Source organism: Bradyrhizobium sp. CCBAU 45321 (genome assembly GCF_028128975.1).
GTDB classification, from domain to species: Bacteria; Pseudomonadota; Alphaproteobacteria; order Rhizobiales; family Xanthobacteraceae; genus Bradyrhizobium; species Bradyrhizobium yuanmingense.
Map to the genome: position 1 here is coordinate 228,282 of NZ_LFKZ01000130.1, position 12,585 is coordinate 240,866.

12 protein-coding genes and 1 tRNA gene are annotated in these 12,585 nt (G+C 64.1%); 10 read left to right on the forward strand and 3 right to left on the reverse strand.

The genetic code is table 11. The features are described 5' to 3' along the window. Nucleotides 1-86: 86 nt before the first annotated feature. From ACM43_RS33590 to ACM43_RS33620, 7 genes are all read left to right on the forward strand, one after another. Entirely contained in the window at nt 87-995 is a 909-nt protein-coding gene (locus ACM43_RS33590) for an ABC transporter substrate-binding protein (protein WP_333919954.1), read from the forward strand. A 12-nt stretch (nt 996-1,007) separates the two neighbouring features. Then, nucleotides 1,008-1,712 carry a GntR family transcriptional regulator gene (locus tag ACM43_RS33595; protein WP_271545975.1) on the forward strand — a complete coding sequence of 235 codons (705 nt, stop codon included), beginning with the start codon at nt 1,008-1,010 and terminating at the stop codon, nt 1,710-1,712. Then, entirely contained in the window at nt 1,709-2,515 is an 807-nt protein-coding gene (locus ACM43_RS33600; protein WP_271545977.1) for an ABC transporter ATP-binding protein, read from the forward strand. Before ACM43_RS33595 ends, ACM43_RS33600 begins: the two co-directional genes overlap by 4 nt. Beyond that, nucleotides 2,512-3,276: an ABC transporter permease gene (locus tag ACM43_RS33605; protein ID WP_271545979.1), complete on the forward strand. Its 765-nt coding sequence runs from the start codon at nt 2,512-2,514 to the stop codon at nt 3,274-3,276. Before ACM43_RS33600 ends, ACM43_RS33605 begins: the two co-directional genes overlap by 4 nt. Then, complete coding sequence (locus ACM43_RS33610) at nt 3,273-4,040, forward strand: ABC transporter permease (RefSeq protein WP_271545981.1); 768 nt, start codon at nt 3,273-3,275, stop codon at nt 4,038-4,040. Before ACM43_RS33605 ends, ACM43_RS33610 begins: the two co-directional genes overlap by 4 nt. A 331-nt stretch (nt 4,041-4,371) precedes the next feature. Beyond that, entirely contained in the window at nt 4,372-6,414 is a 2,043-nt protein-coding gene (locus tag ACM43_RS33615; RefSeq protein ID WP_271545983.1) for a peroxidase family protein, read from the forward strand. 110 nt (nt 6,415-6,524) lie between these two features. After that, nucleotides 6,525-7,010, forward strand: a complete 486-nt coding sequence (locus ACM43_RS33620; protein WP_271545984.1) for a hypothetical protein — start codon at nt 6,525-6,527, stop codon at nt 7,008-7,010. A 248-nt stretch (nt 7,011-7,258) separates the two neighbouring features. Here the strand turns inward: ACM43_RS33620 and ACM43_RS33625 are convergent. Continuing rightward, nucleotides 7,259-7,335, reverse strand: a tRNA-Met gene (locus tag ACM43_RS33625). A gap of 422 nt (nt 7,336-7,757) precedes the next feature. On the opposite strand from ACM43_RS33625, the gene ACM43_RS33630 reads away from it, so the two are divergent. Continuing rightward, entirely contained in the window at nt 7,758-9,350 is a 1,593-nt protein-coding gene (locus tag ACM43_RS33630) for a GMC family oxidoreductase (RefSeq protein WP_271545986.1), read from the forward strand. Between the two features lie 207 nt (nt 9,351-9,557). On the opposite strand, the gene ACM43_RS33635 is transcribed toward ACM43_RS33630, so the two are convergent. Beyond that, entirely contained in the window at nt 9,558-10,319 is a 762-nt protein-coding gene (locus ACM43_RS33635) for an SDR family oxidoreductase (protein WP_271545988.1), read from the reverse strand. A gap of 121 nt (nt 10,320-10,440) precedes the next feature. On the opposite strand from ACM43_RS33635, the gene ACM43_RS33640 reads away from it, so the two are divergent. Together ACM43_RS33640 and ACM43_RS33645 are read left to right on the forward strand one after the other, a co-directional pair. After that, a complete protein-coding gene (locus tag ACM43_RS33640) occupies nt 10,441-10,953 on the forward strand; it encodes a CvpA family protein (protein WP_036021099.1) in 513 nt (170 codons plus the stop codon). 130 nt (nt 10,954-11,083) lie between these two features. Continuing rightward, on the forward strand, nt 11,084-11,866 hold the full coding sequence (locus ACM43_RS33645) for an SDR family oxidoreductase (protein ID WP_271545990.1): 783 nt from the start codon (nt 11,084-11,086) through the stop codon (nt 11,864-11,866). A 170-nt stretch (nt 11,867-12,036) separates the two neighbouring features. Here the strand turns inward: ACM43_RS33645 and ACM43_RS33650 are convergent, their stop codons facing one another. Continuing rightward, the gene (locus tag ACM43_RS33650) at nt 12,037-12,513 is read right to left on the reverse strand and encodes a DUF3775 domain-containing protein (protein ID WP_271545992.1); all 477 of its coding nucleotides are present in this window, start codon (nt 12,511-12,513) and stop codon (nt 12,037-12,039) included. Nucleotides 12,514-12,585: the final 72 nt, after the last annotated feature.

Sequence of the window (12,585 nt, forward strand, 5' to 3'; positions counted from 1 at the left end):
AATATCGATAAACAAGATAGAAAAATACAAATCGGGAGAGCGCGGTGAGAGGGACACAGGTCAGGGCGATATTGGCAGGTCTCACGGTGGGCCTTGGGGTGTCCGTTGCTTCCACGGCGCCCGTGCTGGCGCAGGCCAAGATCCAGATCGGCTGCACCGCGACGTCCGACTGCGCCTCGGCCATGGTCGCGGTCGACGAAGGCATTTTTAGAAAGCACGGGCTGAACGTCGAGATGACGCCGATCGCGATCAACTCCAACATCCCGGCGGCGATCCTGTCGAATTCGATTCAGGTCGGCGGACCCACCTCCACCGTCTTCCTGCAAGCCGTCGACGGCGGCCTCGACCTCGTCGCGATTGCCGGCGCCTCGGTCATGAACCCGACCTCCAACACCGCGATCGCGGCCTTCGTCCGCAACGGCATCACAATCAAGGATCCCAAGGACTTCATCGGCAAGAAGGTCGGCGCGCCGGGCCTGAACGCCTTCCTGCACGTGCTGTTCGTGAAATGGCTGGTCGAGAAAGGCGTCGATCCCCGAAGCGTCAATTTCGTCGAGGTCACCTTCCCGACCATGGCCGACATCATCAAATCAGGCGGCGTCGATGCCGTGCTCACCGCCGAGCCGTTCATCACGCGCATGAGCAATGCGGGGCTCGGCTCGGTCGGCGCGCGCTATGGCGCCGAGCTCGGCCGCACCGATCCGATCATCTTCTATGCCGCATCCCGCGACTGGGCGGAGAAGAATGTGGCCACCGTGAAGAAGTTCCGCGAAGCGATCGCGGAGGCCGCCACGATCGTCAACAGCGACCGCGAGAAGGCCTCGGCCTCGATCGCCAAGTTCACCAAGCAGCCGCTCGATCTCGTCAAGGCGACGCCGCCGAACCAGTCCGAGCCGAACCTCAAGCCGCAAAACCTCAGCTGGTGGATCGAGGTGATGTCGTCGCAGAAGATGCTGCAATCGAAGCTCGACACCGCGAAACTGGTGCTGAACTAGGGGATATCGACGATGCCAGCTCCCGAGCGCACTCTCGAACGCCCGCCGACGGAAGCCGGCACCTTGAGCGAGCGTGCCGCAAACCTCATCGAGCAGGACATCCTGGCCGGAGATCTCGCGCCGGGATCGCGGCTCGGCATCGTCGACCTCGTGCAGCGTTACGATATCGGCGCCACGCCGCTGCGTGAAGGCCTGTCGCGGCTGATGTCGCGCGGCCTGATCGTCGGCATCGGCCAGCGCGGCTTCCGCGTCGCCGAGGTCAGCCGCGAAGATCTCGCCGACATCACCTGCATGCGGACCGCGGTCGAGATCGAGGCGGTCAGGCTGGCGATCCTGCACGGCGATGCCGCCTGGGAGGCCGGCATCATCAGCGCGCTGCATCAGATGCGCCGGCATATCGAGCGCACCGGCAACGAATTCCGCGAGGGCGCTGCGGAGTTCGACCGGCTGCACAAGGGCTTCCACACCGCGCTGCTCGCCGCCTGCGGCTCGCGGCGCATGCTGGCCGCCCACTCCGACCTCTACGACCAGGCCTACCGCTACCGCCGCGTGATGATGGGCGCCATCGACAGCGGCGAGAGATTCATCCGCAGTCACCAGATACTCGCCGACCACGTGCTCGCCCGCGACGTGGCCGCCGCGCAAAAAATGCTGGCGGCGCATCTGCACTCGACCATCGACTTCGTCTATCCGCAGGTGGGCGGAGAGCAATCATGAGCGTCGTTGCAAGGCTCAGCGAGGCGCGCGCCGCGCGGCGGCAGAAACCGCTGATCGCGTTCAATGCCGCGACGCTGCGGCTCGGCGGCAAGACCATCATCGAGAACCTCGATCTTCAGGTGCGGCCGGGCGAATTCCTCTGCATCGTCGGCGCCTCCGGCTGCGGCAAGACCACGGCGCTGCGGCTCGCCGCAGGCCTCTATCGCCCCACGAGCGGCGCGGTGACGTTTGAGGGCGAAGAGATCACCGAGCCGCGGCGCGAGGTCGCGATCGTGTTCCAGGATTACGGCAAGGCGCTGTTGCCGTGGCGGACCGCCGCCGGAAACATCTCGCTGGCGCTGGAAGCCTCGCGGGTGCCGGCGCGCGAACGCGGCGCGCGCATCGAGGCGCTGCTGCGCAAGGTCGGGTTGCCCGGCCATGCCGACAAATATCCGACTGAGATGTCAGGAGGTATGCAGCAACGGCTGCAGATCGCGCGCTGCCTTGCGCAGGAGCCGACCACGCTGCTGATGGACGAGCCGTTCGGCGCGCTGGATGCGATGACCCGGCAAGGCTTGCAGGACGAGGTCCTGTCGCTGACGCAGGCGAGCCAGACCACCGTGATCTTCGTGACCCACGATCTTGACGAGGCGATCTATCTCGGCGACCGCGTCATCGGCCTCTTGCCGCATCCCGGCCGGATCGGGATCGAGTTCGACGTCGACCTGCCGCGTCCGCGCGACCAGCTCGCCACCCGCGAACATCCGGAATTCCTGCGGCTGCGCCGGCAATTGTTCGACTTCATCAAGGCGACCGAGCATTGAGCCTCGACCGCACCAAGCCCTTGCTGCTGCCGCTGGCGCTGGTGCTGGCGTTTGAGCTCTGGGCGCGCCTCACCCATCTGCAAAGCGACAGCCTGGCGCCGCCGAGCGCAATCCTCGCGGCGCTGGCCACGGCGCTCGCCGATCTCTCGATTCCGGTCGCGACCCGCGACACGCTGTTCGCCGCCTTTGCGGGGCTTGCCATCGGCAGCGCCATCGGACTTGCGCTCGGCATTGCCTTCGGCATCTCGCGTCCCCTCGACCGGCTGATGGAGGTGACGGTCGAGGCGATCCGCCCGATTCCCTCGATCGCGCTGCTGCCGATTGCGTTGATCGCGCTCGGCTTCGGCTACCGCATGGAGATCGTGATCGTGGCGTTCGCCTGCGTCTGGCCGATGCTGATCATGACGCGCAGCGCGGTGCGCAGCATCGAGCCGCGATTGATGGAGGTGTCGCGGGCCTTGCGGCTGAGCGCGCCGCAACGGATCGCGAAGATCGTGATCCCGGCCGCACTGCCGAGGATCTTCGTCGCCTTCCGCCTGTCGGCCGGGATCGCCCTGATCGTCGCCGTCACCGTCGAGATCGCCATCAACCCGATCGGCTTGGGTGCCGGCATCATGCTGGCGCAGCAGGCCCTGCGCGCCGACCTGATGCTGGCCTATCTCGTCTGGATCGGCGTGATCGGCTACGCGCTGAACATCCTGTTGATCGCCGCCCAGCGCCGCCTGTTCGGCCGCGCCGCGCTCGCCGGAGACAATCCATGAAGCGCGCGGCGATCCTCTGGCGTTTGGCAAGCGTCCTCGTCGCGGCCGGCTTCATCGCGGCGTGGCAACTTGTCGCCAATCTGAAGCTGGTGTCGCCGGTGTTCCTGCCCGGTCCGGACCGCGCCTGGGCCGCTTTGGTGCGTGGCTTCGCCAGCGGCGATCTCGCGGGCAAGCTGATCGGCACGCTGGAGCACATGGCCTATGGCTGGTTCGCCGCCTCGATCGCCGGCATTGCGCTTGGCGCGCTGATCGGCTCGTCCAAGATGATGCGCGCCTATGTCGCGCCGTCGCTGGAATTCTTAAGGCCCCTGCCGGTCTCGGCAATCATCCCGGTCGCAATCGCAATGCTCGGCCTGACGCAAGGCATGGCGCTGTTCGTGATCGCCTTCGGCGCGATCTGGCCGATCATGCTCGCAACCATTCACGGCTTTGCCGCGGTCGAGCCGCGGCTGTATGAGGTCGCCCGCTCGCTGCAGATGTCGCGCACCGCAATCATCGGCAAGATCGCCCTGCCCTCGGCATTGCCGGATATCCTCGCGGGCATGCGGCTCAGCCTGACCGTCGCGCTGATCCTCTCGGTGGTCTGCGAGATCCTGGCCGGCCTCGACGGCCTTGGTCACTGGGTGCTGCTCTCGGCACGCGCGTTCCGCTCCGCCGACCTCTTCGCCGGCGTCATCCTGCTCGGTGCGACCGGATATTTGACGTCAGTTGCGATGTCACTCGTCGAGCAGCGGCTACTCGCCTGGCAGACCGCGGCGAGGTAGCGCGGCGATTCCACCGCCAAACAAAAACGGCCCGCATCAAGCGGGCCTTTGTCGTGTCGGATCCGGTCAATCCGAATTTGGCTGCAGGGATAGGCAACCACCGATACCGACACTTGCTTCAAGCCGCAATTTGAGCGGCAGACCTTGGACGCTATCCCAGCAGCGGGTGCATCGCGGCCACGACCTCTCCACAACTCGACATCTGCCGAACCCGGAGGCCCCTTCCCCTCCCCGGCGCGGACGCTCCCCTATCGAATTTATTGCAACTAATTCGCATTTGCACTACAGATGCAAATCATTCTTACTCGCATTACATAGAATGGGGAGGCACATGATGCGGGGGCTGCGACCGACTTGGCCAAGCGAGTTTCGCCTCAAGCAGAACCCTTTCGACTTTGACGACGGGCCTGGCGCGTCTATCTGGACTGGTTTCCAAGAGCCGCGCGGCAGTCATTCAGGCGAGTTTCACTGGGCGTTTAAAGGCCATCAGGTTTGGTACGGGTGCCCGCAACCGCCCTTGCCAACGCTCCAGTTTCGCAGCTTTGACGGTTCGGGAAACAATCTCACGGACCTCGACCTCAACGCCGCCGGTACGGCGGTCGACCGCATTGGCCCCGCCCATTTCAGCGACGGCATTTCCGAGCCGCTCGATGGACCCAACCCGCGGACCATCAGCAACGTCGTTGTCGGCGAGGGCGACGCGAACGTCCCCAACGAGCAAGGCGTGTCGGCATTCATGTACGCCTGGGGCCAGTTCATCGATCACGATCTGACGCTGACGCGCAGCGACGGCATCAATGACATTAGCATCGCGGTGCCCAACGGCGACCCTGTGTTCGGCGACGGCGCAATCATGCCCATGACCCGAGCGATCACCGATCCGTCGAGCGGAACGAGCCCGGACAACCCGGCCACTCCCCTCAATTTCAGCACCGGCTGGCTCGATGCCTCCATGGTCTACGGCTCCAACTTAGCGACGGCGACGAGCCTGCGCCTGCCCGACGGACACATGAAGGTGTCGGAGGGAGGCAATCTTCCGATCGTCAACGGCATGTTCGCTGCCGGCGATCCGCGCGCCGCAGAGAACTTTGCGCTGACTTCGCTGCACACGCTGTTCGTGCGCGAACACAATTATCAGGTCGACAAGCTGCACAATGCGCACCCGACCTGGAGCGGCGATCAGCTCTACAACTATGCGCGAGCCATCGTCACGGCGGAGATCGCGAACATCACGTATGAGGAATTTCTGCCGAACCTGCTCGGCGACGATGCGATTGCGCCTTACGGCGGTTACGACGCAAGCGTGGACCCGCGCCTTTCGCTTGAGTTCAACATCGCCTTCCGCTTCGGACATTCGATCGTCTCCGCAGAAACCGAGAGCCTGGCGGAGAACGGCGAGGTGATCGAAGGAACGGAGCGTGAGCTCAAGGATATCTTCTTCGCACCGCCATCGGATTTCGTTGCGTCCGGCGGCGCCGACGGGCAGCTGCGCCATCTGGCGGGCGACCCGTCGCAGGCTATGGATGTTCGCATCGTCGAAGACCTGCGCAATTTCCTCTTCGACCCGCCGGTGAGCATGGATCTCGCCGCGATCAACATCCAGCGTGAGCGCGATTTCGGTGTCGGATCCCTCAACGACGTACGCGAATCGCTCGGCCTCGCCCGGTATACGGAGATCGACCAGATCACCAGCGATCCGGGAACGCGGGCGGCCTTGAAGGAGGCCTTCTCGAACAACGTCGACCTGATCGACCTTTGGACCGGGGGGCTGGCCGAGAATCATGCCGCTGGCGCGCTCGTCGGCGAGACTTTCCAGACCGTCATCGCCATGCAGTTCGGGGCCTTGCGCGATGGCGACCGATTCTGGTTTGAAAATCAGGGCTTCGACGCCAAGACATTGCAGCAGATCGAGCAGACGACGCTCGCCGACATCATCCTCCGCAACACCGATACCCAACACATTCAGGAGGATGTCTTCATCGCGTACACACGACACACCGGGTTAAAGGGCGGCGTGGAGTCGGAAGATCCCGATGAGCGACAGCTCGTCATCGGTTCGAACGGCAAGGACACGCTTGTCGGCGGCCCACAGGGAGATTTCCTGTTCGCCGGCACTGGAAAGCAAACACTCACGGGACTGGGCGGTGCCGACCATTTCGTCTTCGACAAGGGCGGGACCAGAGCCACGATCACCGACTTCCAGCCCGGCGTCGACAAACTCGAGTTCAAGCACGCAGAAAATCTCGGCTGGAATGATGTCCGCATCTCATCTGTGCAAGGCAATGCCATCGTGTCGGTCGGCGATGACCACATCGAACTGATTGGCGTTCGTCCCTCCGCCATTCACAAATATGATTTCATTTTCGATGTCTGAATGCGGAGCCGCAGATACCACAACGGCCGCGAGCCGTTCATGGACTTCTATCGTTGACGGGATTGAAAACGGATGAAGCGCGAACCAGACGAGCAAGGAGGATGACGATCATGCGCAGATTTTCTTTCACCTCGACACTAGCTGTCGTTGGTCTGTTGTCTATGGCATTCGCGAGCGGCGCGTGTGCCGCGGGTAATCTGGCGGGGCAGGAGCCGATCGAGGTCACAATCGAGCTCGGCAAGCCAGGGCAGCACGTGTTCGTGCCGAACAAGCTGAGGTTCGAAACCGGCAAGCTCTACAAGCTGGTGCTCAAGAACCCGAGCAACGACGCGCATTACTTCACCTCGCAGGGCTTCGCGCAGCTCATTTTCACGCGCAAGGTCCAGGCCATGGGAACGCGCGACGGCAAGTTGGCGGCGCTCGCCGAGTTCAAGGGGGCGATCCGCGAGATTGAGGTCTATCCGGGGCAAACGGCGGAATGGTGGTTCGTGCCGGTGGCGACCGGCCGCGTCACCGACCTGCGCTGCGGCATCGTTGCGGCTGACGGCCGCACGCACGCCGACCACGGCATGATAGGCGAGATCGTCATTGAATAAGCAGTTGCTGCGGCGCGCTGCTGGTCCGCGGATTGTGAGTTACGATGACAGTGCCTCAGTTTGCCTCGCCGACCCGGCCAAATTCTGCACGGTTCACAGACGTGCCGTATTGCTGACCGACTCAAGCGGATTGGCACTAGCCGCGGCCTCGTCCCGGCTTTGAGACGGCCCGCGATCCTTCCCCCCAAAAACAAAAATGGCCCGCTTATCGCGGGCCATTTTCGTCTCGGATCCGGTCAATCCGAATTTGGTTGCGGGGATAGGATTTGAACCTATGACCTTCAGGTTATGAGCCTGACGAGCTACCGGGCTGCTCCACCCCGCGTTAAACCTTTGCGCGCCTTCCGTTAAGTCCTGGGGACGGTCTGTTGCGGCCGGCGCTGGTCGCGCTGGCTTTTCGCTTCCGTCCCAAAGGCTTCCTTGGAAGGCGACCCCTAGGCAATGCCCGTCGGGGTGCGGGGGGTATGTATCAAGGCGGGCTGCCTTTGGAAAGGGCTGCGGGAACGTTTTTTTCGACTTTGTGACAGGGGAATGGGCGGATTTTCGCGCCGTTTCGCGCGGTCTTGCCAGAAGTTCCACAAAGGGCCAGCTTGCGGCAACAAGATTAAGGCTGAAACGCCGGAGTGTCATTCCGGGGCGATGCGCAGCATCGAACCCGGAATCATCTCGCAGCACGTCATGCGGCTGAATGGATTCCGGGTTCGCGCTTCGCGCGCCCCGGAATGACGCTAAATGGGGGAAACAACATTGACCGACACATTCGATTTCGTCGTCGTGGGCGCGGGCTCGGGCGGCTGCACCGCTGCGGGGCGGCTGTCGGAGGATGCGGGGACATCCGTCGCGCTGCTCGATGCTGGGGGACGGAACGACACCTGGCGGATCACGACGCCATTCGGGCTCGCATTGCCTTACGCCGCGGCCAACTGGGCCTTCGATACCGTGCCGCAGAAAGGATTGAACGGCCGCATCGGCTATCAGCCGCGCGGCAAGGGCCTCGGCGGGTCCTCGGCGATCAACGCCATGGTCTATATCCGCGGCCACAAATGGGATTACGACCACTGGGCCGCGCTCGGCAATGCCGGCTGGTCGTATGCCGACGTGCTGCCCTATTTCAAGCGGTCGGAGGACAACGCCGATTTCGACGGCGAGTATCACGGCAAGGGTGGCCCGCTGCATGTCAACAAGCTGCGCTCGGACAATCCGATTCACGACATCTTCCATCAGGCCGCGCGCGAGGCGCAGTTTCGCATCCGCGAGGACTTCAATGCCGAGGACAGCGAAGGGCTCGGCAGCTACCAAGTGACGCAGCGGGGCGGCGAGCGCTGGAGCGCGGCGCGGGCTTATGTGGCTCCTCATCTCGGCAAGCGGCCGAATCTGCGGGTCGAGACGGGAGCGCAGGCAACGAAGATCCTGTTCGATGCTGGGCGCGCGGTCGGCATCGAATATGTGCAGGGCAAGCAGACAAGGCAGCTGCGCGCCCGCCGCGAGGTGATCCTCGCCGCCGGCGCCTTCCAGTCGCCGCAGCTATTGATGCTGTCGGGCGTGGGCGACGCCGACGCACTTGCCGCGCACGGCATCGGCGTCGTGCATCACCTGCCGGGCGTCGGGCGTAATCTGCAGGACCATCCGGACTTCGTATTCGTCTACGCCTCCGATTATCCGCACTTCGTTCACGCCTCGATCAGCCGGCTGCCATCCCTGCTGCGCGGTATCCAGCGCTATCGCCGCGAACGGCGCGGCGTGATGACCACCAATTTCGCCGAGTGCGGCGGCTTTCTGAAGACCCGGCCCGATCTCGACATACCGGACATCCAGCTCCACTTCGTCATCGCGATGCTCGACGACCACGGCCGCAAGAAGCACAAGGAGGCGGGCTTCTCATGCCATTTCTGTCTGCTCAGACCGAAGAGCCGCGGCAGTATTGGGCTGAAGAGCGCCGATCCGCTCGCAGCGCCGATGATCGACCCGAACTTCTTGGGCGAGGCGGAGGATCTCGAGGCGATGGTCGCCGGCTTCAAGACGACGCGGCAGCTGATGGAGACGCCTGCGATGCGGGCGCTGCAGAAGAAGGACATGTTCACATCCGAGGTGAAGACGGACGAGGACATCCGCGCAATTCTGCGCGCGCGTGTCGACACCGTCTATCACCCCGTCGGCACCTGCAAGATGGGCACGGACGCGATGGCCGTGGTCGATCCGGCGTTAAAGGTGCATGGCGTGGCAGGATTGCGCGTCGTCGACGCCTCGATCATGCCGACGCTGATCGGCGGCAACACCAATGCGCCGACCATCATGATCGGGGAGAAGGCGGCGGATATGATCCGGGGGGAGATGCGCTAAGTCGTTCTCCGTCATTGCGAGCGCAGCGAAGCAATCCAGAGTCTTTCCGCGGTGGGATTCTGGATTGCTTCGCTACGCTCGCAATGACGATGTGGATGGAACACTGCGTGTGCCAACGATCGCGACACGTGGAGACTCCCCCTCAACCGGAATTTGCTTTCGCAAATTCCGGCCTCTCCCCGCAAGCGGGGAGAGGCGAAGAGGGGCTCAATTCAGCAAGAAGCCGCCGTCCACGGTCACCACGCTCCCCGTCATGTAGCGCGACGCATTCGATGCCAACAGCAGGATCGCGCCGTCGAGATCGGACTCGGCGCCGACGCGGCGTTGCGGAATGCGTTTGGCGAGGCGCTCGCCTGCCGGCGTCGACCAGAAGGCGTGGTTCATCTCGGTATCGATATAGCCGGGCGCGAGCGCGTTGATACGGATATTCTGGCCCGCGAGCTCGAGCGCCATCGCTCTCGTCGCCTGGAGGATGCCGGCCTTGGAGATCGCGTAAGGCGAGAGCGCCTTCAAGACGCCGGTGCCGAGCACGGAGGCGATGTTGACGATGTTGCCCGGCTGCTTGCGCGCGATCATGCGGCGCGCCACTTCCGTCGCGAGGAAATAGGCGCCCTTGAGATTGGCGCCCATCACCGCGTCCCAGTCCGCCTCGGTCTGCTCGGTCGCGAGCTTCTCGATGGCGATGCCGGCATTGTTGATCAGCACGGTGACCGGGCCGAGCGCAGCTTCGGCGGCATCGACCGCCTTGGCGATCGAGGCGGTGTCGGTGACGTCGAGCGCGACCGCAGCGGCGCGGCCGCCCCTGCCGCGAATTTCCTCTTCCAGGCTCCTCAATTTGTCGGTCTGCCGCGCAGCGAGTGCGACGGCAGCACCATGCGCCGCCAGCACCCGGGCAAATTGCCGGCCCAGCCCCTGGCTCGCACCCGTGACGAGGATGATTTCTTTACTGACGTCGAATAGGTCTGACATGACGCGTTCCTTGCGCGGTTCCCTTAAGCTTTGAGGCCACCAATACAGACGATTTTAGCGATCTGAAACCGGAATGATCGGCTCGGCGTTCATTCGTTCCGTCGAGGCGGGGCTTTCGCGAATGAACAGTTTCGATCTCGCTGTCTACGCCGCGCTGGCAGTCGCGGTCGGCTTGGGGTTCAGGACCGGGCTGCTGCGCAGTGCCATGACCATCCTCGCTTATCTGCTCGCCGCACCCATAGCGGTGGCGCTGATGCCGCTGATCGCACCGCAGATCGCCGGCAATCCGAACTCGCCGCTGTTGCAGAACTGGATCTGGTTCTTCGCCATCTTCGTCGTCGTCGGCATGCTGTTCGGCCATATCGGCCGCATCGCGCTGAACGACACGATCGGCGAGGCCGGCCTCGGCGACCGGCTCGGCGGCGCGGCGCTCGGCGCCGTCAGGGTCGGCCTCGTCGCCACCACCTTGGTGCTGGTGTTCGATCAGATCGTGCCGACGAACCGCCAGCCGCCCTTCCTCGCCGGCTCGCATCTGCGCCCGCTGTTCTCGACCGCGGGCCAGATGGGCTTCAAGTCGCTGCCGCCGGAAGCTGCCGCCGCGATCGACCGCCTCAAGCAGGAGCGGCGGATCTGATCTGGCGCATTTGCATCGCTAGCCGCGAGGCGCATGCATTTTGGTGCGGGCCGCTCCCTTATCAGCGGCATCACAGTTGGCTAAGGTAGCCGCCGTCCAAAACCTGCCTGACATTTACGGGAGTGAAACAGTGGATCTTGGGATCAAGGGTCGCCGCGCCATCGTCTGCGCATCCAGCAAGGGCTTGGGGCGCGCCTGCGCCATCTCGCTGGCCGAGGCCGGCGTTCACGTCACGCTGACCGCGCGCGGCGCTGATACGCTGAAGAAGACCGCCGACGAGATCCGCAAGGCCTATCCCGACGTGACCGTCACCGAGATCGTCGGCGACATCACGACGCCGGCGGGCCGCGAGGCGGTGCTGAAGGCCTGCCCCGAGCCCGACATCCTGATCAACAATGCCGGCGGCCCGCCGCCCGGCGATTTCCGCAACTGGACCCGCGACGACTGGATCAAGGCGATCGACGCCAACATGCTGACCCCGATCGAGCTGATCAAGGCGACGGTCGACGGCATGATGGCACGCAAGTTCGGCCGCATCGTCAACATCACCTCGGCCGCGGTGAAGGCGCCGATCGATATCCTCGGCCTCTCCAACGGAGCCCGCGCCGGCCTCACCGGCTTCATCGCCGGCCTGTCGCGCAAGACGGTCATCAACAACGTCACCATCAATGGCCTTCTGCCGGGCCCGTTCGAGACCGATCGCCTGACCAGCACCGCGAAGGGCGAAGCCGACAAGCGTGGCGTCACGCCGCAGCAGATCCTGGCCGAGCGCGCCAAGCTCAACCCCGCCGGCCGCTTCGGCCAGCCCGACGAATTCGGCTATGCCTGCGCCTTCCTGTGCGGCGCCAAGGCCGGCTTCATCACCGGCCAGAACATTCTGCTGGATGGTGGCGCGTTCCCGGGGACGCTGTAAAGCATCATCGCATCACGAAGGATCGTCATGCCCGGGCTTGTCCCGGGCATCCACGTTCTTTGTTCGGCAAAGTAAGACGTGGATGGCCGGGCATAGGCGAGCGGAAGCGACGCCGTCCTTCGGACGGCTATGCCCGGCCATGACGATGTGGAGGCGTCAAAGCCCGATCCTCACCGCTGCTTGGTGGGCTCGTCCTCATCCTGCTGGCTCGGAGCGGAGGAATCGGCGGTGGTGCGCTCATCGGTCCAGTCGATGCCGAATTCGTCGAGCCCGTTCGCGAGCAGATCGCCCAGCATGGGCTCGCCGAGCAGATAGTGCACCGTTTCGCGGCGTGGGCTGCCATATTCACGGCGCGCCTCCGCCGCGCGGGCGCGCAGCTCGTCCCAGTCATCGATCGTGCCGTCGCCGCGGCCGAGCCAGGTCAGCGCGACGAGGTCGAGCTGCTCGTCCTCGTTCAGGGCGATCATGAAGCTGCCGAGCTCTTGCACGACCGGATCGGAGCCATCGTCGTCGAGGACGTCCATCATATCGTCGTCGGCCGCGTTCGAGCCGGAGTCCGGATCAGAAGCCCCCTCCTTGACGTCGAATTCGCGCGCCTTCTCGATGATGAAGGCGACCTTCTCCGCGGAAATCGCAAGCTCTGGCATGGCGTCCTCTTCGGCTAGCATCCAGTTCCCCGCGATAACGCCACATCACCTCAGATGATCCATTGCGCCCGA